This is a genomic window from Tenacibaculum sp. 47A_GOM-205m (genome assembly GCF_000518405.1).
Classification (GTDB): domain Bacteria; phylum Bacteroidota; class Bacteroidia; order Flavobacteriales; family Flavobacteriaceae; genus Polaribacter; species Polaribacter lutimaris.
On the sequence record NZ_JADN01000007.1, the window covers coordinates 235,203 to 260,916 of the forward strand.

25 protein-coding genes are annotated in these 25,714 nt (G+C 31.4%); 4 read left to right on the top strand and 21 right to left on the bottom strand.

Annotated features, from left to right (window positions below; genetic code table 11):
- Window positions 1-41: 41 nt before the first annotated feature.
- From N534_RS0108155 to N534_RS0108165, 3 genes are all read right to left on the bottom strand, one after another.
- Window positions 42-716, bottom strand: coding sequence for a type 1 glutamine amidotransferase domain-containing protein (locus N534_RS0108155; RefSeq protein WP_028892020.1), 675 nt, complete (start codon window positions 714-716; stop codon window positions 42-44).
- 77 nt (window positions 717-793) lie between these two features.
- Window positions 794-1,363 carry a Crp/Fnr family transcriptional regulator gene (locus N534_RS0108160; RefSeq protein WP_038005778.1) on the bottom strand — a complete coding sequence of 190 codons (570 nt, stop codon included), beginning with the start codon at window positions 1,361-1,363 and terminating at the stop codon, window positions 794-796.
- Between the two features lie 10 nt (window positions 1,364-1,373).
- Window positions 1,374-2,528 carry an SAM-dependent methyltransferase gene (locus N534_RS0108165; RefSeq protein ID WP_028892022.1) on the bottom strand — a complete coding sequence of 385 codons (1,155 nt, stop codon included), beginning with the start codon at window positions 2,526-2,528 and terminating at the stop codon, window positions 1,374-1,376.
- Window positions 2,529-2,646: 118 nt separating this feature from the next.
- Between N534_RS0108165 and N534_RS0108170 the strand changes: the two genes are divergently transcribed.
- The 3 genes from N534_RS0108170 to N534_RS0108180 all read left to right on the top strand — a co-directional run bounded on the left by N534_RS0108170 (window position 2,647) and on the right by N534_RS0108180 (window position 6,629).
- Entirely contained in the window at window positions 2,647-4,101 is a 1,455-nt protein-coding gene (locus tag N534_RS0108170; RefSeq protein WP_028892023.1) for a serine hydrolase domain-containing protein, read from the top strand.
- A gap of 122 nt (window positions 4,102-4,223) precedes the next feature.
- Window positions 4,224-5,645, top strand: a complete 1,422-nt coding sequence (locus N534_RS0108175) for an amidohydrolase family protein (protein WP_028892024.1) — start codon at window positions 4,224-4,226, stop codon at window positions 5,643-5,645.
- A gap of 33 nt (window positions 5,646-5,678) precedes the next feature.
- Entirely contained in the window at window positions 5,679-6,629 is a 951-nt protein-coding gene (locus N534_RS0108180; RefSeq protein ID WP_028892025.1) for a hypothetical protein, read from the top strand.
- A gap of 51 nt (window positions 6,630-6,680) precedes the next feature.
- Here the strand turns inward: N534_RS0108180 and hisIE are convergent, their stop codons facing one another.
- From hisIE to N534_RS0108240, 12 genes are all read right to left on the bottom strand, one after another.
- Entirely contained in the window at window positions 6,681-7,265 is a 585-nt protein-coding gene (gene hisIE / locus N534_RS0108185) for a bifunctional phosphoribosyl-AMP cyclohydrolase/phosphoribosyl-ATP diphosphatase HisIE (protein ID WP_028892026.1), read from the bottom strand.
- Entirely contained in the window at window positions 7,262-8,014 is a 753-nt protein-coding gene (gene hisF, locus N534_RS0108190; RefSeq protein ID WP_028892027.1) for an imidazole glycerol phosphate synthase subunit HisF, read from the bottom strand. The genes hisIE and hisF overlap by 4 nt, the downstream gene beginning before the upstream one ends.
- Before the next feature lie 3 nt (window positions 8,015-8,017).
- Window positions 8,018-8,734 (bottom strand): 1-(5-phosphoribosyl)-5-[(5-phosphoribosylamino)methylideneamino]imidazole-4-carboxamide isomerase, encoded by a 717-nt coding sequence (gene hisA / locus N534_RS0108195; RefSeq protein ID WP_028892028.1) that lies wholly within the window; start codon window positions 8,732-8,734, stop codon window positions 8,018-8,020.
- A gap of 20 nt (window positions 8,735-8,754) precedes the next feature.
- Window positions 8,755-9,336, bottom strand: coding sequence for an imidazole glycerol phosphate synthase subunit HisH (gene hisH / locus N534_RS0108200; RefSeq protein ID WP_028892029.1), 582 nt, complete (start codon window positions 9,334-9,336; stop codon window positions 8,755-8,757).
- An 84-nt stretch (window positions 9,337-9,420) separates the two neighbouring features.
- Window positions 9,421-10,554: a bifunctional histidinol-phosphatase/imidazoleglycerol-phosphate dehydratase HisB gene (hisB, locus tag N534_RS0108205; RefSeq protein ID WP_028892030.1), complete on the bottom strand. Its 1,134-nt coding sequence runs from the start codon at window positions 10,552-10,554 to the stop codon at window positions 9,421-9,423.
- A gap of 3 nt (window positions 10,555-10,557) precedes the next feature.
- Window positions 10,558-11,628 (bottom strand): histidinol-phosphate transaminase, encoded by a 1,071-nt coding sequence (gene hisC / locus N534_RS14590; protein ID WP_051435875.1) that lies wholly within the window; start codon window positions 11,626-11,628, stop codon window positions 10,558-10,560.
- A 43-nt stretch (window positions 11,629-11,671) separates the two neighbouring features.
- Window positions 11,672-12,958 (bottom strand): histidinol dehydrogenase, encoded by a 1,287-nt coding sequence (gene hisD, locus N534_RS0108215; protein WP_028892031.1) that lies wholly within the window; start codon window positions 12,956-12,958, stop codon window positions 11,672-11,674.
- Between the two features lie 88 nt (window positions 12,959-13,046).
- Entirely contained in the window at window positions 13,047-13,904 is an 858-nt protein-coding gene (gene hisG, locus N534_RS0108220) for an ATP phosphoribosyltransferase (protein ID WP_028892032.1), read from the bottom strand.
- Between the two features lie 242 nt (window positions 13,905-14,146).
- The gene (locus N534_RS0108225; protein ID WP_028892033.1) at window positions 14,147-14,740 is read right to left on the bottom strand and encodes an outer membrane protein; all 594 of its coding nucleotides are present in this window, start codon (window positions 14,738-14,740) and stop codon (window positions 14,147-14,149) included.
- 64 nt (window positions 14,741-14,804) lie between these two features.
- On the bottom strand, window positions 14,805-16,577 hold the full coding sequence (gene typA, locus N534_RS0108230) for a translational GTPase TypA (protein WP_028892034.1): 1,773 nt from the start codon (window positions 16,575-16,577) through the stop codon (window positions 14,805-14,807).
- A gap of 228 nt (window positions 16,578-16,805) precedes the next feature.
- Complete coding sequence (locus N534_RS0108235; RefSeq protein WP_028892035.1) at window positions 16,806-17,114, bottom strand: LETM1 domain-containing protein; 309 nt, start codon at window positions 17,112-17,114, stop codon at window positions 16,806-16,808.
- A complete protein-coding gene (locus N534_RS0108240) occupies window positions 17,114-18,277 on the bottom strand; it encodes a proline dehydrogenase family protein (RefSeq protein WP_038005781.1) in 1,164 nt (387 codons plus the stop codon). The genes N534_RS0108235 and N534_RS0108240 overlap by 1 nt, the downstream gene beginning before the upstream one ends.
- Window positions 18,278-18,381: 104 nt before the next feature.
- On the opposite strand from N534_RS0108240, the gene aroB reads away from it, so the two are divergent.
- Complete coding sequence (aroB, locus tag N534_RS0108245) at window positions 18,382-19,440, top strand: 3-dehydroquinate synthase (protein ID WP_028892037.1); 1,059 nt, start codon at window positions 18,382-18,384, stop codon at window positions 19,438-19,440.
- Window positions 19,441-19,475: 35 nt separating this feature from the next.
- Here aroB and N534_RS14595 read toward each other — a convergent pair whose 3' ends face one another.
- The 6 genes from N534_RS14595 to dnaB all read right to left on the bottom strand — a co-directional run bounded on the left by N534_RS14595 (window position 19,476) and on the right by dnaB (window position 25,669).
- On the bottom strand, window positions 19,476-20,270 hold the full coding sequence (locus N534_RS14595; protein WP_051435876.1) for a patatin-like phospholipase family protein: 795 nt from the start codon (window positions 20,268-20,270) through the stop codon (window positions 19,476-19,478).
- Window positions 20,271-20,286: 16 nt separating this feature from the next.
- On the bottom strand, window positions 20,287-21,414 hold the full coding sequence (gene bshA / locus N534_RS0108255; protein WP_028892038.1) for an N-acetyl-alpha-D-glucosaminyl L-malate synthase BshA: 1,128 nt from the start codon (window positions 21,412-21,414) through the stop codon (window positions 20,287-20,289).
- A gap of 148 nt (window positions 21,415-21,562) precedes the next feature.
- Window positions 21,563-22,408 carry a transketolase gene (locus N534_RS0108260; protein WP_028892039.1) on the bottom strand — a complete coding sequence of 282 codons (846 nt, stop codon included), beginning with the start codon at window positions 22,406-22,408 and terminating at the stop codon, window positions 21,563-21,565.
- 61 nt (window positions 22,409-22,469) lie between these two features.
- Window positions 22,470-23,654, bottom strand: coding sequence for a hypothetical protein (locus N534_RS0108265; protein ID WP_028892040.1), 1,185 nt, complete (start codon window positions 23,652-23,654; stop codon window positions 22,470-22,472).
- Window positions 23,655-23,728: 74 nt separating this feature from the next.
- Window positions 23,729-24,082: a hypothetical protein gene (locus N534_RS0108270; RefSeq protein ID WP_028892041.1), complete on the bottom strand. Its 354-nt coding sequence runs from the start codon at window positions 24,080-24,082 to the stop codon at window positions 23,729-23,731.
- A 72-nt stretch (window positions 24,083-24,154) separates the two neighbouring features.
- Window positions 24,155-25,669: a replicative DNA helicase gene (gene dnaB / locus N534_RS0108275; protein ID WP_028892042.1), complete on the bottom strand. Its 1,515-nt coding sequence runs from the start codon at window positions 25,667-25,669 to the stop codon at window positions 24,155-24,157.
- Between the last annotated feature and the right edge of the window lie 45 nt (window positions 25,670-25,714).

Consider the following 25,714-nt stretch of genomic DNA (forward strand, 5'->3'; position numbering starts at 1 on the left):
TTTTCAAACGATTTTTTTCTTAAACACTCACTATTTAATAGTTATAATTTTGCAAATAATTTTTCTGCGACTAATTCTGATGATGCTGGATTTTGTCCGGTAATTAAGTTTCCGTCTTCAATCACATACTCTTGCCAGTCTCCTGCTTTGCTATAAATACCTCCATTATTTTTTAGTTCATCTTCTACTAAAAACGGTACAATTGAAGTTAATTGCACTGCATCTTCTTCTGTATTAGAAAAGCCTGTTACTTTTTTATCTTTAACTAAAGGATCTCCATTTACTTTAGCGCCTTTTAATACAATAGGTGCATGGCAAACAGCTCCTACTGGTTTATTGTTTGTATAAAAAGTTTCTATTAAAGCTACAGAGTCTTTATTTTCAGCTAAATCCCATAAAGGTCCATGTCCTCCAGGGTAAAAAATTGCATCATAATCACCTTCTTTAACTTCACTCAATTTCATTGTATTTGCCAATACAGCTTGAAGTTCTTCATCTTTATTAAAACGATGTGTAGCTGGTGTTTGAAAATCTGGTTCGTTACTTTTTGGATCAATTGGTGGTTGTCCTCCTTTTGGAGATGCCAAAGTTACTTCTACTCCTTTATCTTTTAATAAATAATAAGGTGCTGCAAATTCTTCAATCCAAAATCCTGTTTTTTCTCCTGTATTTCCTAATTCTTCATGACTAGTAAGTACAAATACTACTTTTTTCATATTATTTCTATTTTTAAGTTACCTCAAAATTAGTATATGAAAGTTGAAAAAAAATTGATGTATGGTAATAAAAACCTTTATAAAGTTTCTTTTCGTATTCTACTTAAACTTTCTGTTGTTATTCCTAGGTAAGATGCTAAATGATAATTTTTAATTTGCTGCTCTATATTTGGGTAGTTTTGTAAAAATAGATGATATCTTTCTTTGGCTGATAACACTAAATTATTTAAAATTCTTTTTTGAAATCTTACCGTTGAACGTTCTAACTTTTTTCTAAAAAAATGTTCTATTTTGGGTACTTTTTCATAGATATTATCCAAATCCCTCTTTGCTACTTTTAACACAGTAGCATCTGTAATACACTCAATAGAAAGTACAGATTCTGATTCAGAAAAATAACCTATATAATCACTTATCCACCAATCGTTAATAGCAAATTGTATCGTATGCTCTTTTCCGTTAGCATCCATAAAAAACGTTCGTAAACAACCTTTTATCACATAATATTGGTAGTATACTTTTTCATTCGTTTGTAATATGGTATCGCCTTTTTTATACGTTACCTCCGAAAAAATACTCTCAACTACTTTTAACTCTTCATTTTCTAGCTGAAGATTTTTAAATACATTACTAACAGATGTACTCATTATAAAAATATTATAGCAATCCCTCTAAATAGTGTTGCTCAATTTGATAAGCTTCTTTTAAATCTGAAATTTTAGCTTCAATACGTTTTTCATCTACTTTTTTAGATGATTTAGCACCAATTAGCATTACATTTTTACGCGTGTGCTCATTGCTTATAAACTCAAAAACCTTGGTAGTATAATTGTTTTTCTCTAAAATTAAAGCACGAATAGTGTCAGTAACCATTTCAAACTGACGTTCTTTAAAAATTCCATATTTTAATAAAGGGCTCTCCTGCTCTTTTCCTTTCACTTGCTGACGGATTTGTTTATGACAGCACGGAGCACAAACAATCAATTCTGCTTTGGAAACCAAACCTTTGTAAATAGCATCATCGGTCGCCGTATCACATGCGTGTAAAGCGATTAAAATATCTATTTTATTGTTATCGTATTCCTGAATTGGTTGTGCTACAAAAAGTAATCCTTTAAAATCACACTTTTTGGCAATATCATTACAATAATCAACTAAACTCTGGCGTAACTCAATACCTGTTACACTGGCTGTATATCCTTTTTGATTGACCAAGTAATCGTACAATGCAAAAGTTAAATAGCCTTTTCCTGAGCCCATATCTACAATATTGATATGCTTAGGTAATTTAACTGATTGTATTTGCGCTTCTATAATTTCTAAATACTTATTGATCTGACGGTATTTATCTGCCATTTTAGGAATTACTTTTCCTTCTTTATCCGTTACCCCCAAATGATATAAATATTCGCTGTTTTCAGCTCTTTTTTCTTTAGGCTTATCATGAGTTTCTGGTAACTTGTTTTTAAAACTAGGCTGTGTAGTTTTATAACTTACTTTTTTCTTTTTAGAAATAAAGACTAGCAAATCGTTTTCTAACGTAAATAATGTCGCTGCTCTAAACTTTTCTAAAAGTAAATGAGTTAGTTCTTCAATACTTTCTTCAAACGAATAGTTTTTTGTTTGATCATTTGTTTTATATCGATATAAAAATTGAAAACAAATGTCTCCTTTCAACATTATTTGACGAATGTATACATTCGATAATTCATCACTTTTACGAATTGGTTTACTTAAAGTTAATTTTACAAAATCATTTTTTTGTATGCTGTTTTGAAACTCAGTAAACAGTTGATGTAAGGCTTCTTTCATATTACAAAAATAGACAATCAAATTTGTTTAGTAACAAATAAAAAGTGCGATCATTTCCATTAAAACTGTAACGCTAAATAAAAGTTATCGTTTCTATTAAAACAAATAATGAAATACTATGAAAAAATTAATCACACTTTCTTCCCTTTTACTATTGTTTTTTAGTTTTTCTTGCTCTAACCAAAAGAAAGAAAACAATACTGCTACCATTAAAAATGAAATTGACTCTTATTTAACAAAAGCCATGGAGCTACATAATATTCCTGGATTAGCTTTAGCAGTAATTAAAGATGATGAAATAGTTTATAAAAATTATTTTGGCGAATCATCTTTAGAAAATAACAAACCGGTTGATGAAAATACATTATTCAGAGTTTTTTCAGCGACAAAGCTTATAACTTCAACAGGAATATTTCAGCTTATACAAGACAAACAGCTAAGTTTAGAAGATAAAATTTCAAAATACATAAATGATTTACCACAACAATGGCAAGAGATAAAAATTGAAAATTTACTAAGTCATTCTTCTGGTTTACCTGATATTATAAGATATAAAAGTACATTAACTGACGAGGAATTAATGGAAAAACTATTTAATGACAGAATGAATTTTGCTATTGGAAATCAGTTTCAATACAATCAAACAAACTATTGGTTACTCGCTCAAATTATAGAGAAAGTTACAAAAATGTCTTTTGATGATTATATTCTTAAAAATCAGTTTGATAATTCTACAAATGGAGTTTTATTTTCTTCTAACTCACAAGAAACTATTCCAAATCGTGCTACAAGATATTTTTATAATAAAAAGACAAAAGAATTTGAAAAAGACACAAATAATAGTGGTGTAAGAGGACATTCAGGAAACGGACTAAATATTACTCTTAAAAAGTTTATTGAATGGAACAAAAAATTGGACGACGATATCTTGTTAAGTGATAAGGTGAAAACAGAAATGTGGGAACCTTTCAGTTTCACGAATAAAAAAGACCATTTTTTACATGGTTGGAATAGTATTCAAGTAAACGGAATGGATTCTTATGGATTTTCGGGAGGAAATTTAGCTGCATTTAGGAAATTCATAGATAATAAAACAACGATTATTTTATTGTCTAACGGTTATAAAATACCTGCTTACGACATTATTATTAATGATATAGCTAGAATTTCAATCCCTGAACTTAAAGTAAAAAAGTTAACAAAAGAGGAAGATGTTATGAGTTTTGTTATTCGTCATCAACTTAACGAAGCTATTCAATCATTCAAAAAGTTAAAAGAAGAAAATCCAAATTCAGACTTTGATAACTTAAAATGGAATATTAACAGTATAGGTAATTCTTATGTTTATAGTAAAAATAACATTGAAAATGCTATTGATGTATTTAAGTTTAACGCCGAAGTTAATACTAATTGGTGGGTGTCAAAAGCGAGTTTAGCTGAAGCTTATGAAATGAAAAATGATAGTCTTAAGGCAATTAAAAACTATAAAAAAGCAATTCTACTCAATGAAGACAATGAATGGAATTATAATGAGCAAATGAAAAACAAAATTGCAGAATTAAAAAATAAATAACATAATAAACATATAAGTAAATCAGTGGCTGAATTTAGTATTTAAAAATTCAGTCATTTTTTTAAATATTGGTTTCTTGTAACATTTTTTATTCTAAGACGTCTACAAGAAAACTAAACTGCATGAAATATCTAAAAATTAGTAATTTATTATTACTCCTAACAGTATCATTTTTATTACTTAACTGTACAAAAAACAACAAAACTAAAATTGAAAAAGAAAACAATACCTACGTTATAAAAAATGTCAATGTAATACCAATGACAGAAAATAATAATGTTATTGAAAATGCTACAGTGGTAATTCACAATAACAAAATAGAGTCTATAAATGATTCTGTCCCTTCTAAAGCAACAATTATTGATGGAAAAGATAAATGGCTTATTCCTGGACTAATTGATATGCACGTACATACGCTGAGCAATGGTAGTTTTTCTCAAGGATATGCAACTAGAGGTTCTACAGTAAACTTTGACACTCAAAACTTAATGACTCCATACATAGCAAACGGAGTTACTACAATATTTGAGTTAAGTGGAAGGCTTGGACACTTTTCACAAAGAGATAAAATAATGGAAAAAAGTGTTATTGGACCTCGTATGGCAATAGCTGCTGTAATTGATGGAGAAGGCAATGAAATAAAAGCTACGACTCCTATAGAAGGAAGACAATCGGTTAGAAATGCTAAGGGTTTAGGTTATAGATTCATAAAGGTTTATACATGGTTAAACGAAGAAACCTTTAAAGCTGTTATTGATGAAGCTGAAAAACAAAATATGAAAGTTGTTGGACACATTCCTACAGCCTTTGAAAATAAACCTGCTGAAGATTTATTTGTACCTCATTTCGGACTCATAGCACATGCCGAAGAATTATCTAAACAAACGAATGATTTTAGTTATGAAAAAGCACAAGAGTTTGCTCGTTTAGCTAAAGAAAATGATACTTGGTTAATTCCGAATTTATCTAACATGGTTTGGATTTTAAATCAGGCTAAATCACCAGAAAGTATTCAAAGCCTACCAAGTTTAAAGTATGTACACCCATTAATGCAGAGTAAATGGTTAAACTCCAATCGTTTTTCTGGATCTTCTCCTAAATTAATTGAATTCTTTAACAAACAAAAAGATTTTCATAAACAGATTGTAAAAGCTTTTAAAGAAGCAGGTGTACCTATGCTTTCAGGAACAGATGCTGGTATTTCTGGAATTGTTTGGGGATTTTCTCTTCATGATGAATTGGAACTATTAGTAGAAGCTGGATTAACAACTAAAGAAGCCTTAGCTTCTGCAACTAGGTTACCTGCTGAATGGTTAGAAATTGGTGATAAGATAGGGACTGTTGAAACAGGGAAGTTTGCTGATTTAATTTTACTAGATAAAAATCCACTAGAAAATATTAATAACACACGTACAATATCTGGTGTATTTGTTGATGGAAAATGGCTCGATAAAACTAAAATCGATATTATGCTTGAAAAAGTAGCTAAATGGAATGATGCTAATAAAGAAAAATTTCAATGGAAAAATAGGAAGAGTTTGTAATTCTTAGCTAATTATAATTTGTAAAATATATTTATGCGCTCAATATTTACCTTATTTTTTACTGTTTTACACTTAATTTCTACAGCCCAAACTACTGAAAAGGATAGTTTAATTATCGTAGAAAAAAATCCTAAAAAGGGTTTTTATAGTGATTATATTCTCTTTATTCCAAAAGGAACTCCACAAAATAAAGAGATATTCCTTCTTGTAGAACCTAACAATACAGGAAGAACATCTGATAGCATAGAAGTTCATAAAAAATACGCCATAAGTTTAGCATCAGTAAGTTCTGTAGGAAACAACATTTCTACAATGTTAAAAATACCCTTACTTGTTCCTATATTTCCTAGATCTACATCAAAGGAATTGACCTATACACATGCTTTAGATAGAGATGTAATGCTAGAAGAAACACCAGAACTTAAACGTTTAGATTTGCAACTATTAGAAATGATAAATGATGCTAAATCTAGATTGAATACTTTAAGGATTAAGGTGTCTCCTAAATTTTTTATGAATGGTTTTTCTGCATCTGCAACATTTACAAATAGATTTTCATTTATACATCCTGATAAAATAAAAGCATTAACTATAGGTGGATTTAATGGTAAGCTTTTATTACCTCAAAAAGAAATCAACGACATAGAATTAGATTACCCAATCGGAATAAATGATTTTGAAGAACTATTTAATCATGAATTTGATTTGGAAACTTATAAAGCCATCCCTCAATTTATTTATATGGGTAAGTTAGATGAAAATGATGCAGTACAATTTGATGATGCATACAGTAACGCTGAACGACAAATAATTAACGACAATATGGGAAGGAATGTTTATGAAAGATATCTTGAATGCCAAAGAATCTATCATAAAAATAATATAAACCCAATGTTTAAAGCTTATGAAAATATTGGACATTGGACAACATCAGATGTAAATTTTGAAGTCATTAAATTCTTTTTTAAGCAAATGCAACAGTAAATTTTTTCATCTGATGAGTCCTTTATAAAAAGCCCAATATCATTTACAACTTTAATTGCGCCTTTTCAATACATTTTCTATGTCAACTAAGGTAAAACCTTTGGCTTTTAATAAAATTAAATAGTGATATAGTAAATCGGCAGCTTCGTTTTTAAATAATTCATCATTATTATCTTTCGCTTCAATAACTACTTCTACAGCCTCCTCTCCTACTTTTTGAGCTACTTTATTAATTCCTCTTCTGAAGAGTTTATTAGTATATGATGTTTCTATATTATTGTCTATTCTATCAGAAATAATACTTTCTAGCGAGTAAACAAAACCTTTAGAGGTTTCTTCTGCAAAACATGAAGTTGTTCCTTTATGGCAAGTAGGTCCTTCGGGAGTGGCTTTAATCAACAAAGTATCATTATCACAATCTACCTGAATATCTTTGACCCATAAAAAATTCCCTGATTCTTCACCTTTTGTCCAAAGTCTGTTTTTACTTCTACTATAAAAAGTAACTTTCCCTTCACTCTTTGTTTTAGACAATGCTTCTTCGTTCATATACCCTAACATCAGTACTTGTAAGGTGGTATTATTTTGTATTACTACTGGAACCAATCCATTTCCTTTTGAAAAATCTATATTCATCGTATAGCTATGTTTTGCTTTTTTAATTCGTTTTTTAGTATTGGTACTGGTATTTCACCAAAGTGAAAAATACTAGCAGCCAATCCTGCACTAGCTTCTGTTTTTGTAAAAACTTCTGTAAAATGTTCAACCTTTCCTGCTCCTCCAGAAGCTATTACAGGAATATTTACCGTTTTACTCACTGCATTGGTAACTTCAATGTCAAATCCGTTTTTGGTACCATCACTATTCATAGAAGTTAATAGAATTTCACCAGCACCTAACTTTTCAACCTCTTTAGCCCAACTCACAGTTTCTAATTCAGTTTCAAAAGTGCCTCCTTTAGTGAATACTTTCCATTCTCCGTTTACATTTTTAGTATCAATGGCAACCACAACAAACTGACTTCCGAATCGATTTTTTAAATCAGTAATTAATTGCGGATTTTTAACTGCGGAAGAATTGATACTTACTTTATCTGCTCCGGCTTGTATTAAGGCTATAGCATCTTCTACAGTGCTGATTCCTCCACCAACAGTAAATGGAATATTAATCTCTTGCGCAATTGTTTTTACCAATTCAACCAAGGTTTTTCTATTTTCTAGTGTAGCTGTAATATCTAAAAACACTAATTCATCTGCTCCTTGTTTTACATACTGTTTTGCTAATTCTACAGGATCTCCAGCATCCTTAATATCAATAAAATTAACTCCCTTTACAGTTCGTCCGTTTTTTATATCCAAACATGGAATAATTCTTTTCTTTAACATGTCTTAGCTTATAAACTCTTGTAATTCTTTTAAACTTATGTTTCCTTCGTAAATAGCTTTACCTACAATGGTTCCTTCACAGCCAATTTCTTTTAATCGATGTAAATCATTCATATTGGCTACTCCTCCACTTGCTATTAAGTTGATAGAAGTTCTACTCAAAATATCTAAATATAAATCTACAGAGGCACCTTGTAACATCCCATCTTTAGCTACATCAGTACAAATACAGTTTATTACTGATTTTTTTTCATATTGTTTAATAAAATCAATAACATCAATCTCTGTCGTTTCTAACCAACCGTGAGTAGCTATCTTTCTATCTTTACAATCAGCTCCAAGGATAATTTTATTACTTCCATATTGAGTAATCCAGTCTATAAATACCTCTGGGTTCTTAACAGCAATACTCCCTCCAGTTATTTGATTAGCCCCATTTTCAAAAGCAATGCGTGCATCATCTTTTGATTTTAAACCGCCACCAAAATCGATTTTCAAATTGGTTTTTGTTGCTATTTGTTCTAATACTTTATGATTTATAATACGATTTGATTTTGCACCATCCAAATCAACTAAATGCAAGTATTGTATTCCGTTAGCTTCAAACTCTTTTGCTACTTCTAGCGGATTTTCATTGTATATTTTTTGTGTTGCATAGTCTCCTTTAGTTAACCGAACACATTTTCCTTCTATAATATCTATTGCGGGTATAATTCTCATTTTTTCAATCTTTAATTTACTTATAGTTCTAAGAAGTTCTTTAACAGTTGCTCCCCTACAGCTGCAGATTTCTCAGGATGAAATTGCATCGCATAAAAATTATCTTTCTGCATAACTGTACTGAATGGAAGAATATAATCACAGGTTGCCAGTGTGTTTCTAGACACTTCAGCATAATATCCGTGAACATAGTATACATCGTCTTCAAGAGTTATGTTTGCAAACAGTTCAGATGATTTTAATTCAGAAAAATTATTCCATCCCATGTGTGGAACTTTTTCTTTTGGAGGAAATTGTTTCGTACTCGCATCAAAAATGCCCAAACATTTGGTATCTCCTTCTTCTGAATATGTACACATTAGTTGTAGTCCTAGACAAATTCCTAATACCGGCTGTTTTAGGGAAACAATTAATTCATCAAGTTTTCTTTCTTTTAAGTATTGCATTGCTGAACTAGCTTCTCCAACCCCTGGAAATATGACTTTATCTGCCAATTGTATTTCTTCTGGATTATCTGTGATAATGCTTTCGTACCCCAAGCGAGTTAGAGCATTTTGTACCGATCGTATATTTCCTGCATTATATTTTATAATAGCTATCATATTTTAATTATGAATGATGAATTTTTAATTACAAATTATTTTCTCATACTATTGAGTAATTCATAATTTTTAATTCGTAATTGATTACAGAACTCCTTTTGTTGATGGTAAAATCATCTTTTCTACATCTCTTTTTACCGCTACTTTTATAGCTTTTGCAAAAGCTTTGAAAATAGCTTCTATTTTATGGTGTTCATTTGTTCCTTCTGCTTTGATATTCAAATTACATTTAGCACCATCTGTAAACGATTTAAAGAAGTGATAAAACATTTCCGTAGGCATTTTACCTATCATTTCTCGTTTAAAATCTACTTCCCATACCAACCAGTTTCTTCCGCCAAAATCAATGGCTACTTGAGCTAAGCAATCATCCATTGGTAAACAGAACCCGTAACGTTCAATCCCTAGTTTATTTCCCAATGCTTTGTAAAATACTTCTCCTAATGCTATCGCAGTATCTTCAATAGTGTGGTGTTCATCTACCTCTAAATCACCTTTTACTTGTATATTCAGGTCCATTTGACCATGACGTGCTATTTGATCTAACATATGATCGAAAAAAGCAATACCTGTATCAATCGTACTTTTTCCTGTTCCATCTAAATTTACTTCTATTTTTATTTGAGTTTCATTGGTGTTTCTCTCAATAGAAGCAGAACGTTCTTCCAACTTTAAAAACTCATAAATAGCATTCCAATCATTACTTTCAAGAGCTATAAAATTATCTAGTTCCTCTCTTTTTACAGTAATTTCATCAGTTCCTAAATTCGTTTCATCATTGATATAGATAGCTTTGCTTCCTAGATTTTTAGCGAGTTCTACATCAGTTAAACGATCTCCAATAACAAAGGAATTTTTCAAATCATACTCTTTAGAAAAGTATTTTGTAAGTAACCCCGTATTGGGTTTTCTTGTCGGTTGATTGTCTTTAGCAAAAGTTCTATCAATAATTTCTTCTGAAAATACAATTCCCTCATCTTTAAGTGTTTTCATAACAAAATTGTGTACAGGCCAAAACGTGTTTTCTGGATACACTTCTGTTCCTAGTCCATCTTGATTGGTTACTAACACTAATTCAAAGTCTAATTCTTTGGCTATTTTACTCAATCCTTGAAAAACTTTCGGGTAAAATTGTAATTTCTCAAATGAATCTGTTTGTTCATCTGCTGGTTCTTTGATTAGGGTTCCGTCTCTATCTATAAATAATACTTTTTTCATTTTTTAATTTTTAAAAGAACTCTCAACATTGCTCGAAGCAACATCTATAAATTGCATAGCTCTTAACAATCTTTTATTCTCTATTTCATTACCTACTGTAATTCGCAAACAATTGTTTACTAAGTTACTTCTATTTCTTGTGATAATTTTTTGGTTTACAAGTTGATTATAGACTTCATTTGCATTTGAAACTTCAATTAAAAGGAAATTCGCTTCAGAAGGATATACCTTTTTTACTAGCTCAATTTCTTGTAATTGTTTTTCTAGTTTTTCTTTTTGATTGATAATGATGTTTTTTTCTATTTCAAACTGAGCTAAATTATCTAGCTTATTAAGCACAGCTTCTTGATTTAAAGCACTAATATTATAAGGAGGTTTTACCTTATTATAGAGGTCTATAATATCCGAATTAGCATACGCTACTCCAACTCTAACACCTGCTAATCCCCATGCTTTACTGAAGGTTTGGCTAATAATTAGATTTGGATAATAGCTTAACTGAGTGATATATGATTCTTTAGTACTGAAATCTATATAAGCTTCGTCAATAATTACAATTCCTTTAAACTCCTTAAGAATGTATTGTATAGTTTCATCTTCAAAACAATTTCCTGTTGGGTTATTTGGTGAGCAAATGAATATTAATTTTAAATTTTCATCTTCTAAATAACGTTCTAAAACATCTGTATTTATCTGAAAATCTTTATTTAGGGCTAATTCAATCAATTCAATATCATTAATGGCTGCGGAAACATTATACATTCCATAAGAGGGTGTAAAAGTTAGTGCTTTGTCTTTCCCTGGATTACAAAATATTCTAAATGCTAAATCGATTACTTCATCACTTCCATTTCCTATAAAGATTTGATTCTCATTTGCATCTTTAATTTCAGACAATCGTTTTTTAATTGTTATTTGTTGTGGGTCTGGGTAGCGATTCAAGGTACCAAATGGATTCTCATTGGCGTCTAAATACACTTCAGCAACTCCTTTGAATTCATCTCTAGCAGAAGAATAGGCTTTTAATTGCTGAATGTTTCGACGTACTATATTTTTTAAGTCTAGTTTTTTCATTATTTACTTGTTTAAGATTTCTCACATACGTTCTAAATGACACCTAGCTATTTAATTCTTGTAATCTTACAGTAATGGCATTTTTATGTGCTTGTAAACCTTCAGCTTCTGCCATCAATTCTATAGCTTCACCTAGGTTATCTATACCTTCTTTAGTTACTTCTTGAAAGGTTATTTTCTTTACAAAACTATCTAACGAAACACCACTGTAGTTTTTTGCATAACCGTTTGTAGGCAATGTGTGATTGGTTCCACTAGCATAATCTCCAGCGCTTTCACAACTGTAATTTCCTAAAAATACTGAACCTGCATTCATAATTCCATCAATATATTCAGAAGCTTTCTCAGAAGCAATAATTAAATGCTCTGGAGCATACTCATTACTAAATTGGATACATTCATCAGATGAATTTAAAACCACAGCAAAACTGTTTTCTATTGCTTTTTTAGCTAAAACCTTTCTAGGTAACTCTTCTATTTGTTTATTAATTTCTGTAACCACATTTTGCGCAATTTTTTCTGAAGTTGTCACTAAAATTGCCTGACTATCAGCTCCGTGTTCTGCTTGCGATAATAAATCTGCCGCAACAAAAACAGGATTACTAGTTTCATCTGCTATAACCAATACTTCACTAGGACCCGCTGGCATATCAATTGCAACACCTTGTTGCTGTACTAATTCTTTAGCTTTGGTTACAAATTGATTTCCAGGACCTAAAATTTTATATACTTGAGGAATTGTTTCTGTTCCGTATGCCATGGCTCCAATTGCCTGTGCACCACCTACTTTAAAAATTTTAGTTACTCCTACTAAAGATGCAGTATATAAAATAGCTGCATTCACTTTACCTTCCTTATTCGTTGGTGTGCATAATACTATTTCTTTACAACCTGCTATTTTTGCTGGAACTCCCAACATTAGAATTGAAGAAAATAAAGGGGCTGACCCTCCTGGAATATATAAACCTACTTTTTCGATAGCAACGTTCTTCCTCCAACAAGTAACTCCTTTTGTTGTTGTTACCTTTTTAGTTTCTTCTTTTTGAGAAGTGTGAAATTTTTCAATATTAGATTTTGCTAATTGTATAGCAGATTTTAACTCGTCTGAAACTAGTTTTTCTGCCTCTTCCAGCTCTTTTTCAGATACTTTTAAAGAGTTTAGAGAGACTCCATCAAATAATTGAGTATACTTTTTTAAGGCTTTATCTTTATTTAGTTTTACATCATTAAGTATGGTTTTCACAGTTTCTTGCAAGCTGTTTTCATTTATCGTAGCTCTTTTGCAAAGTGAACTCCAAGTTTGTGCTATTGGATTTTTTATAATTTTCATCTGTTTATTTTTATTGTTTTTAACTGTCATACCTCGACTGTAGTTCGTATAAGTACGAGGAATTAAATCCTTGTCTATCTCCCTGCGATTAAACAACCATTTTTTCTATTGGACACACCAAAATTCCTTCTGCTCCATTGTTTTTTAACTCATCTATAATTTCCCAAAACTGATTTTTATTTAATACAGAATGTACAGAGCTCCAACCTTCTTGTGCTAATGGTAATACAGTTGGACTGCGCATTCCTGGTAAAATTTTGATAATCGTTTCTAATTTATCATTAGGAGCATTTAGCAAAACATATCTTGATTGTCTTGCTTTTAATACTGATTGAAGCCTAAATTGTAATTTGTTAAGTATTGCTTGTTGTTTTTCTTGAATCTTAGGTGAAACTGCCAATACAGCTTCCGATTTTAATAGAACTTCTACTTCTTTTAAGTTGTTTTTAAATAAAGTTGAACCACTAGATACAATATCACATATTCCGTCTGCTAAACCTATATTTGGAGCTATTTCTACAGAACCGTTAATGATATGTAATTGTGATTTTATGTTCTTCTTTTCTAGAAATTTTAAAACTGTGTTTGGATATGAAGTTGCTATTTTTTTATTCTGAAAGTAGCTTATTCCTGTATATTCCTCATTTTTAGGAATTGCTAAGGACACTTTACATTTTGAAAAACCTAGTTTTTCTATGAATTGAATTCCTTCTCCTTTTTCTATTAACAAGTTTTCTCCGATAATAGCTATGTCAACTACTCCATCTTTTAAATACTGTGGAATATCTCCATTTCTTAAATAGAATATCTCTAATGAGAAGTTACTTGCTGAAGCTTTTAATTGATCTTTACCGTTATCAATAGAAACTCCACAATCTTTTAAAATTTGTAGGGAGTCTTGATTAAGTCTTCCTGATTTTTGTATGGCTATTTTTAATTTACTCATTTCTGGTTTTGAATAGGTTTGAGTAAATCGTTTTGAGAAGATTGTTTCCTGGCGCCTTGGAAATAAAAAACCCGTTTGATTTACTCAAACGGGTTTAAAATATATCTTGATTTTATTCAATACATTTTCAGCTCGCCTGAGTGCAAGTATGAAAATGATGATGATGTAATTGAATAAAATTCATTTCTTTGTTTTTGTTGTTACAAATATTTTAAATAATTTTTGAAATATCCAAATATTTTTTAAAAACTATATCCTAAACCAAACTTAAAAGTAGAGATATTAGTGTTAAAAGATGTTTTATTTATCTCTGGCAATAGGCTTCCTTGAGTTTTAATAAATCCATAGTTTATTAGTGAATATATATTATCTGTTAAAAAATATGAAGCATTTAAATTAATACTAAAACCATCATCCTCTATCGTATAATCTTTAATATTCACATCACCTGTACTCACATTATACCATGCAAAACTATAACCTAATCCAGTACTAAATTTCAGCTTTTTTAAACTAGGGATTGTATAAGTAACTCTTATTTTGGGTTCAGCAAAAATAGTATTGATAATTGGTGATTCAAATGATGTCGGTGTTAATAAAGCACCTGTATATTTCTTTTTATAATACGAACCTCTAACTTCTATTCCTAAATCAAAATCACCTTTTTTCAAGAAGTTATATCCCATTCCTAAATCTACATATCCTTTGTAATTTCCTTTAGCAAAAAAATTGTCTCCTATAGCAATTGGATATGATAATTCTACATTAATCTTTTTATCTTGAGAAAAACTATTTACTGCTATTAAGTAAACAAAAATTAAAACTATTCTTTTCATAACATTTTTAAATAAACAAATCCCTATGTAAGTAGGGACTTGTTATTATAATTATTTGGACAAATTATTTTACGAAATCAATTTTACGCATACGTAAACTCTCTGGAGTAACTTCTAAGTACTCATCAGCTCTAATATACTCCATACATTCTTCTAAAGAAAAATCGATTTTTGGAGCAATTTTAACACTATCATCGTTACCTGAAGAACGTACGTTAGTTAATTTTTTTCCTTTAATTAGGTTTACAGCCATATCATCTGCTTTTGCGTTTTCTCCAACAACCTGACCTTTGTAAATTTCTTGGTTAGGATCAATAAAGAAACGCCCTCTATCTTGTAAACGGTCAATTGCATAAGCGGTTGCTTTTCCAGTTTCAGAAGAAACAATAGCACCTTTTAACTCTTCAGCAAATTCTCCTTTATATGGTCCGTATTCACTAAATCTGTGGTTTATAATTGCTTGACCAGCTGTTGCTGTCAATATTTTATTACGTAAACCAATTAATCCTCTTGATGGAATTGTAAACTCTAAGTGTTGTAAATCACCTTTTGGCTCCATTACTAATAAGTCTCCTTTACGTAAAGAAACTAAGTTAATCGCTTTAGAAGCAACATCTTCAGGAACATCAATAGATAATGTTTCGTATGGTTCACTCTTAACTCCGTCAATATCTTTTAAAATTACTTGAGGACGACCTACTTGTAACTCATACCCTTCACGACGCATTGTTTCTATCAATACTGATAAGTGTAATACTCCACGTCCGAAAACGTTGAATTTATCTTCAGTATCCGTTTCATCAACACGTAACGCTAAGTTTTTCTCCATCTCTTTAAATAAACGATCACGTAAGTGACGAGAAGTTACAAACTTACCTTCTTTACCAAAGAATGGAGAGTTGTTAATAGTAAATAACATACTCATAGTAGGTTGATCTACTTCAATTCTTGGTAATGCTTCTGGGTTATCTACATCTGCAATGGTATCACCAATTTCAAAATCATCTAAACCTGTTACTGCACAAATATCTCCACTACGAACTTTATCTGCTTCAGCTTTACCCATTCCTTCAAAAACGTGTAATTCTTTAATACGGACTTTTTTAGTAGTTCCATCTGCTTTACAAAGCATGTAATCTTTATTCTTTTCTAAATCTCCACGATATACACGTCCAATAGCTATTCTTCCTTTAAATGAAGAATAATCTAATGATGTAATTTGCATTTGTGGTGATCCTTCGCGATAAGGTGCTTCAGGAATTGTCTCGATAACAGCATCTAATAAATCGATAATATCTTCTTTTGGCTCTTGCCAATCAGTACTCATCCATCCATTTTTAGCTGAACCGTAAATAGTAGTAAAGTCTAACTGTTCTTCTGTTGCTTCTAAAGCAAACATTAAGTCGAATACTTTTTCGTGTACTAAATCAGGAGTACAGTTTTCTTTATCAACTTTGTTTACTACAACGATAGGAGTCAATCCTAATTCGATTGCTTTTCCTAATACGAAACGTGTTTGAGGCATTGGGCCTTCAAAAGCATCAACCAATAATAAAACACCGTCAGCCATTTTTAATACACGTTCTACTTCTCCACCAAAGTCGGCGTGACCAGGAGTATCTATTACATTGATTTTAACATCTTTGTAATTTACTGATACGTTTTTAGAAAGAATAGTAATTCCTCTTTCACGCTCTAGGTCGTTGTTATCTAGCAATAAATCTGTACGCTCTTTACGTTCGTCTAAAATTTTAGCTTGATCTATAATTTTATCAACCAAGGTAGTCTTTCCGTGGTCAACGTGTGCTATAATAGCAATGTTTCTTATTGATTGCATTCGTGCTTATTTTGAAGCTGCAAAAGTAGTGTTTTATTGTTTATGAATTACGAAATTTTATTTATGAATTCGTAATATTCAATTTAAAGCTTTATAAAAAGTACTTTTTTATAACAATTCCACATACTTTTTCCTTTCTTTTAAAGGGTTTTGGTAGTTTTAATTAATTGCTTTATTTCTAGAGTTAAAAAGAAATAAACACTCGACTTTTAGTTATTTAGGGCTATGCTACTCTAGTTTTGTATCTTCTAACTCTTCATCATCTGCTCTAAAAGCACTGGGAAGTATGTCGGGTATTAATTTGATAAGTAAAGGCAAAAGTAATGCTCCACCAGGAAGCATAAACACAGTAAAAGCAGGAATTGCTTTGCAAATATCAAGTGTTTGTTCCTTTACTTTTGCCTTTTCTTCATCGGTTAACGATGTAGTCAATGATTTTCTAATAAGAAAGACTAGCTCTTTGCTTTCTCTAAGCTCTTTAGCCAATCTTTTCTTATTTTTATAGATAGCCTCTTTTATTTCATCAACTGTATTCATTACAGCTTACGACGGGCTTTTTCAGTTTTCAGTAAATTTAACTCTCTTGAAGTTTGTCCTGCTACTGAAGTATTTTCTTCTGCTCTACGAATTAAATATGGCATTACATCACGAACAGGTCCAAAAGGAACATATTTAGCTACGTTATAACCTTCTTTTGCCAAGTTAAAACTAATATGATCACTCATTCCATATAATTGACCGAACCACATACGCTTATCGTCGGCAGCAATGTTGTGTTCTTTAGCTAATTCCATTAATAAGTATGAACTTTCTTCGTTATGAGTCCCAGCAAAAATCGCCATATTTTTATGATCCATCATATAACGAACAGCTTCGTTATAATTATCATCTGTAGCTTGCTTATCTACACAAATTGGAGATTCATATCCTTTCTCATTAGCTCTCTCACGCTCTTTCTCCATATATGCACCACGAACTACTTTCATACCAATATGATATCCTTTTTGATGAGCTCTTTGGTGTAAGTCTCTCAAATAATCCATACGATCGTGACGGTACATTTGTAACGTATTAAAAACGATAGCTTTTTCTTTGTTGTAAATTTCCATCAATTCTTCAATCAAATCATCCGCAGCACCTTGCATCCAACTTTCCTCTGCATCTATCAATAAAGGTACATCTTTAGCTACTGCTGCCTTACATACCGTATGAAAACGTTCTACTACTCTATTCCACTCTATTTTTTCTTCAGAAGTCAACTCTTTTCCTTCTGTCAATTTTTGATATAAAGCAAAACGACCAAAACCTGTAGGTTTAAAAACAGCATACGGTATTGCTGCTTTTTCTTCAGCAAAATTGATTGTTTTTAAGGTCATTTTTAAAGCATCATCAAACTGAGCTTCGTCTTCTTTTCCTTCAACAGAATAATCTAAAATACTATGAACGTTTCCTTTTTCATACATCTTTTCGATGTTAGGTAAACAATCATCTTCTGTAACTCCTCCACAAAAATGGTCGAAAACTGTTGAGCGGATTAAACCCTCAACTGGTAAATGAGCTTTCAAAGCAAAGTTAGTTACCGCAGTACCAATACGTACCATTGGTTGGCTTTGAATCATTTTAAATAAAAAATAGGCACGCTCTAGCTCTGAATCAGATTTTAATTTAAAAGCAGTTTCTGTGTTGTCAAAAAGTCTCATTATCGAGGTAATATTAATGTCTTATATTTAAAGACAAATATAAATGAGTAGAGTGATATATTTTAATTTTTTCTATTTAATTTCGCTGTATATTTTTAATAACAATGACTACAATTAACGCAGCGACATACCCTATTCATTTTGATGAAAAAGCTTATAACGAATTAACCTCTTTAGTTTCTAAAAAAAATTACTCATCAATATTTATTCTAGTTGACGATAATACCTTAGAACACTGTTATCCTCGATTTATGCAATTATTTGCTACGGACAAACCTATTGAAGTCATTCAAATTGATGCTGGCGAAATTCACAAAAACATTGAAACTTGCATGGGGGTTTGGAATGTTATGACAGAATTAGGTGCTGATAGGAAAAGCTTACTTATTACTTTAGGAGGTGGTGTTATCACCGATTTAGGTGGTTTTGTTGCTTCAACGTTTAAGCGTGGAATTGATTTTGTTAATATTCCTACTACATTATTATGTATGGTAGATGCTTCTGTCGGAGGGAAAACTGGAGTTGATTTGGGAGTATTAAAAAACCAAATTGGTGTTTTTGCAAACCCTGAAATGATTGTGATTGATGCTGAATACTTACATACAGTTTCTACTCGTGAAATTCGTTCTGGTACTGCTGAAATTATTAAGTATGGAATGACTCATGACATTCGATTGTTTAATGAAATCAAGGACAACGATCAGGTAAATATTGTGGATTTAATCCACCGTTCAATTGAAATAAAGAATGAAGTTGTTTTAGAAGATCCGAAAGAACAAGATGTTCGTAAAGTATTGAATTGGGGACATACCATTGGACACGGTGTAGAATCGTATTTTTTAGAGAATCCTGAAAAAGAAGCTCTAACTCATGGAGAGGCCATTGCTATCGGAATGGTATGTGAAGCTTATTTATCATCTGAAATTTTAGGTTTTCCAGAGGAAAAAGTATCAGAAATAAAAGAAGCTATTATTAATATTTATGGTAAAACAGCTATTGAAAAAAACGATTTCAAAGCTATTCTTGAGTTAATGAAACACGACAAAAAGAATGTAGCTGGCGAAATTAATTTTGTACTTCTAAAAGATTATGAAGACTTCAAAATAAACTGCAAAGCTTCCGAAGAATTAATTAAAAAGAGTTTAGCATTTTATAACGCATAAAAAAGAGCAACTTAAAGTTGCTCTTTTTGTTTGTTTTATTTTAGTTTTTCTTCTATATACTTTTTAGCTGTATCGTAAATAGCATCTACTTCTTTAGGACTAAAACCACTAAATTCACCTAATGGAAAACAAACTGTAGCATAAGTATTGAAAAATTTGTGTTCTTCAGAAGATAACATCAAAAGTTTAGAGGTATGCGCTAAAACTTTTAGAGTTGTATTTAATTCTTCATTTGTTTTTTCAGAAGGATACACAACATAACTTCCAATTATTGGATATTCGGAATCTTTAAAAGGTGTTGTTGGAAAATTATCTATAATTCCTCCATCCGAATATAGCATATCTTCTATCCTAATAGGATTAAATAAACCAGGAATAGCACATGATGCTAATACAGGTTTTAACAAATCTCCTTCATAAAAATACTGTGTAGTTCCTTTATTTAAATTCGTTGTTGATACCGTTAAAGGAATGTTTAATTCTTCAAATGTAGGTTTAATTTTATCTTCAATGAGTCTAGCATAGTTAGAAGAGTTGAAAATTCCAGGTTTCGCAATTGTAATCCATGAAAACTGAAATATTTCGGTTGTTTTAAAGAATTTTAAAATTTCTTGTGGTCTCATACCAGAAGCATACATAGAACCAACTAATGAACCTGAACTACAAGCCGAAATTGCGTTAATTTTAATATTCAGTTCTTCTAGCTTTTCTAATAAAGCAATATGAGCCACTCCCTTTTCTGCACCTCCACTAAGCACTAGGTTTACAGGTACATTCGGATCTAAATGTTTTAATTTTTCAAGAGCGCATTGGTATTTTTCTTTAATCATCTTTTTTTTTTATTTTTTAACTTACATAACACTTTTTATAAAGCCTTTCATAGGCTGGCAGAATATTATCTAATGAAAATAATTTAATATGTTCTTTGGCATTTTCTTTAAATTGATTCAAAACAACTTCATCTTTTAAAAGAAAAATGGCATTATTAGCCATATCATTTACATCGCCTAACTCGCTTAAAAAACCAGTTACCCCATTAATGTTTACTTCTGGTAAACCTCCTGTATTAGTTGAAACTACTGGAGTACTTGCTGCCATAGCTTCTAAAGCTGCTAACCCAAAACTCTCGGTTTCTGAAGGCAATAAAAATACATCTGTATAACATAAAATCTTAGCTACTTCTGTACTGTTTCCCATAAATAATATCTTATCTTCTATCTGCAGCTCTTTAGCTAAGTTTTCTGCTTTTAAACGTTCAGGCCCGTCACCTACCATTAATAATTTAGAAGGAATTTCTTTTTGAACCTTATTAAAAATTCGAATTACATCATCAGTACGTTTTACAGGACGAAAATTACTGATATGTGTTAAAATTCGTTCATGTGGTTTAGCCAATGCTTCTCTTTTACATTCACCTTCATGCGCTTTATCATACTTTTCACCATCTATAAAATTATAAACTACTTTAATATCTTTTTCAATATTAAATAAGCGTAACGTATCTTCTTTTAAACTGTTAGAAACTGCTGTAACTTCGTCAGACTTATTGATACTAAACTCAACCGCAGTTTTATACGTTGGATGACTTCCTACCAAAGTAATGTCTGTTCCGTGTAATGTCGTTACCACCTTTACATCAATACCTTTATCTTCTAACATTTTCTTTGCCATGTAAGCCGCATAAGCATGTGGAATAGCATAATGCACATGCAAAACTTCTAACTCATACTTTGCTACTACTTCTACCATTTTACTTGATAAAGCCAATTCATAAGGTTGGTATTGAAATAGTGGATATTCTTCTAAAACAACTTCATGAAAGTGTAAACGGTGTGAAAAAAAATCTAATCGAACAGGTTGATTGTAAGTTATAAAATGTACTTCGTGTCCCTTATCTGCTAATGCCATTCCTAATTCAGTTGCTACAACTCCACTTCCACCAAAGGTTGGATAACATACAATTCCTATTTTCATGTTTACTGTTTGATTATTTTTAGATTTAGAATATAGTTAATGACGTAAATTTACGGTATTACTTACGTTTATTTGTAAAGAATTTCATAAAATAAAACGCCATTACGGGGTTCGTAATGGCGTTTATAATCTATAAATTATGTGTAATTTAATAATCTCCTAACGTTTCTGGGTTTTGCGCTAAAGCTAATTCTAATTGTTCATCATTTGGTGCTTTACCGTGCCACGCGTGAGTATGCATCATATAGTCTACACCATTACCCATTTCTGTATGCAATAAAACACAAACTGGCCTTCCTTTTCCTGTGCGAGATTTTGCTTCAGCCATTCCTTTTAAAATATCTTCAACATTATTTCCTTCTTTAATCTCTACTACATCCCATCCAAAAGCTTCAAACTTAGCTTTTAAACTTCCCATAGGTAATACTTCATCAGTAGAACCGTCAATTTGTTTCTCGTTTAAATCAACTGTAGAAATTAAATTATCAACTTTTTTAGCCGAAGCATACATAGCAGCTTCCCAAATTTGACCTTCTTGTAACTCTCCATCACCATGTAATGAATATACAATTTTATCGTCTCCGTTTAACTTTTTTGCTTCAGCAGCACCGATAGCAACACTCATTCCTTGTCCTAAAGATCCTGAGGCAATACGAATACCTGGTAAGTCTTCATGCGTAGTTGGGTGACCTTGTAAACGAGAATCTAACTTTCTAAAAGTTGCCAACTCAGCTACAGGGAAAAATCCGCTATGAGCTAGTACACTATAATATACTGGTGAAATATGTCCGTTTGACAAGAAAAATAAATCTTCATTTTTACCGTCCATGGTAAAATCAGTAGAATAATCCATAATTTCTTGATACAAACAAGTGAAAAATTCAGCACATCCTAAAGAACCTCCTGGGTGACCTGAATTTACAGCATGTACCATTCGTACAATATCTCTACGAACTTGTTGTGTAAAATCTTGTAATTGTTGTGTTGTTGGCATTATTGTTTTGTTTTATGCCCACAAATGTAACTGATTATGTAAAAATGAGCAATTACTTTTATTACGTTTTTTGCTTTTTCTTCTTTGCAGCAGGAAACAGTACATTGTTTAAAATTAAACGGTATCCTGGTGAAGTTGGATGTAAATCTAATTCTGTTTTTGGATCTCCTACTCTATGCTGATAATCTTCAGGATCGTGACCTCCGTAAAAAGTAAACATTCCTTTTCCTTTAGTTCCATGAATGTATCTACCTTCTTTGTTGGTTTTGTTTTCTCCCAAAACAACAATAGTCGATTTTATAGTATTCGGATCAAATGAAGTGGTTTGTCCCATAAAACCTTTTACTAGCATTGTGTGATTTTGTGTTAACATCGTTGGAACTTGATCCCATTTAGCAGAAAATTCCTTCAACGTAAAATAATCTACCTCTTTATTAATTCTCCTTTTTCGAGTCATATCGATTGTAGAAAATTCATAAGTGGTTGGATTACGAATCAGCTCAAAATTTTTAAAAGCAAAAGTTTTATTAAAATCTATTTTAGATTGATAATTAGGCTCGGAAGCATCACCATCAAACATGGCTTCACAAATATCTACTCCATCTGCTGCTAAAGCAATGTCAAAGCTATCGGTTGCTGAACACATTGCAAACATGAATCCACCACCAACTACGTAATCACGTATTTTTTTAGCTACAGCACCTTTTTCTTCTGACACTTTGCCAAAGCCTAGTTTCTTTGCTAGAGCTTCTGCATCTTTTTTTTGTTGAATATACCAAGGTGCGGTTCTAAAAGCACCATAAAATCGTCCATACTGTCCTGTAAAGTCTTCATGATGTAAGTGTAGCCATTCGTACAATAACAATTTATCATTCAATACTTCTTCATCATATACTACATCAAACGGAATTTCAGCATAGGTTAACACCATAGTCACTGCATCATCCCAAGGCATTTTATCTTTAGGAGAATAAACAGCTATTTTTGGGGCTTTTTCTAAAGTTACCGCTTCTTGATTTTTAGATGGTGATGAAATTTCTTCTAAAATCAACGCTGACTTAGCATCTGAAATGATTTGATAAGATACACCTCGTATTTTGCATTCTTTTTCTATCGATTCGTTATTTTCTATTAAAAAAGCCCCGCCATCATAATTTAACAACCATTTTGCCTTTAACTCATTTTGAAGAGCATAATACACAATTCCATACGCTTTTAAATGATTTTTCTGGTTTTCGTTACTCATTGGCAAATAAATAAAGGAAGCCCATATAGTGTTAGAAAACAATACGAAATAGATTATGTATAGTGTTTTTTTCATTAAATACCTTTTATTTTGAATAATACCTCTTCGGGTTTTAAAGGTTTTTCTGTTTTATTTTTAAAAGAAATCTCACCTAAGTAAAAACTTTCAAATTCAGCTACATACTTCTCATTTTCCACCTCGCATATTATATCGCTATAATCAACAATATTTCCTTCTTCAAAATTCCATTTTTTCACTTTAAATCCATTAAAGTTTTCTGGAACTACAACTACAATTTCTTCTCCTTTTTTTAATCTAACTGTGTTTAAAACCTTATCATTTACAAGTCCTTTCAATCCTATATTTAAAAGTAAATCATTTTTTCTAAATCCATCTTTTCCAAAAAGAATTCTTATTTTTTCTATCATATCAAAAACTAAAATACACAATTACTTTTTAGCAATTGTGTATTCAGGTATATTTTAAGGTTTATTTAAAGATTAAAACGGAACATCGTCATCGCTTGGTCCGAAAGCATCTTCTGGCGAAGCAAAGTTATTTGAGGCTACTTCATCATTAAATCCTGAGTTCATACTCGACTGGAACTCACTGCTAAATCCTTCTTCTAAATCTGAAAATTTTGCTAAGTGTCCTGTAAATTTCAAACGAATGTTATCCAATCCACCGTTACGGTGCTTTGCTACAATAAACTCTCCCTGTCCTTCACATGGTGAGTGATCATCATCATCCCATTCTGTCATTCCATAGTATTCAGGACGATAAATAAACGATACAATATCGGCATCCTGCTCAATCGCTCCCGATTCACGAAGATCGGATAGTAACGGACGTTTACTTCCTCCACGGGTTTCAACCGCACGAGATAACTGAGAAAGTGCAATTACTGGTACATTTAATTCTTTACCTAATGCTTTTAAGTTACGCGAAATCGTCGAAATTTCTTGTTCACGGTTACCTCCTGCTCCTCCTGCTGTCATTAACTGTAAGTAATCAATAATTAAGATTTTAACTCCGTGCTGTGACACCAAACGACGTGCTTTTGCACGTAAATCGAAAATAGATAAAGCTGGAGTATCATCAATAAAAATAGGTGCTTCTGCAAGGTTTTTAACCTTCACGTTTAGTTGCTCCCATTCGTGTGGTTCAAGGTTTCCTTTACGTAGCTTTTCAGAAGTTAATCCTGTTTCCGAAGAAATCATACGTGTAATTAGCTGTACTGATGACATCTCTAGAGAGAATAATGCTACAGGATGTCCGAAATCAATCGCCATATTTTTCGCCATCGAAATTACAAATGCCGTTTTACCCATACCTGGACGTGCTGCAATAATAATTAAATCGGTAGGCTGCCAACCAGAAGTAAGTGCGTCTAATTTGGTAAAACCTGTAGCCAAACCACTCATTCCTTCTTTGGTAGAAATCTCTTGGATTTTATTAATGGATTGTTGCACTAATGAATCGGCTCTTTCGGCTCCTTTTTTAAGGTTACCTTGAGTAACCTCGAATAATTTTCCTTCGGCATCATCTAACAAATCAAAAACATCCATGGTTTCATCATAAGCATTTTCAATAATTTCTGAAGAAATACTTATTAATCTTCGTTGAATATATTTTTCAAGAATAATTCTCGAGTGAAACTCAATGTGTGCAGAAGAGGCTACTTTTTGTGTTAGTCCAATTAGGTAAAAATCTCCTCCTGCTATATCTAACTTTCCGTTCTTTTTTAATTGATTAGAAACTGAAAGTAAATCGATTGGTTCTGAATTTTGAAATAATGCATAGATTGCATCATAAATTTCTTGGTGTCTTTTATCATAGAAAGCCTCAGGATGTAAGATATCAATTACTTCATCAATTCCCTTTTTATCAATCATCATAGCTCCTAAAACGGCTTCTTCTAATTCTAAGGCTTGTGGTGGTAATTTTCCTTTTTCTAAGCTAATTATTCTAGCTTTATCAATTTTTGTTCCTTTGAGAGATTGGGTTCTTTCCATAACAGCAAATGTATATTTTTAAGATGATATTTGTAGGTGAGTTCT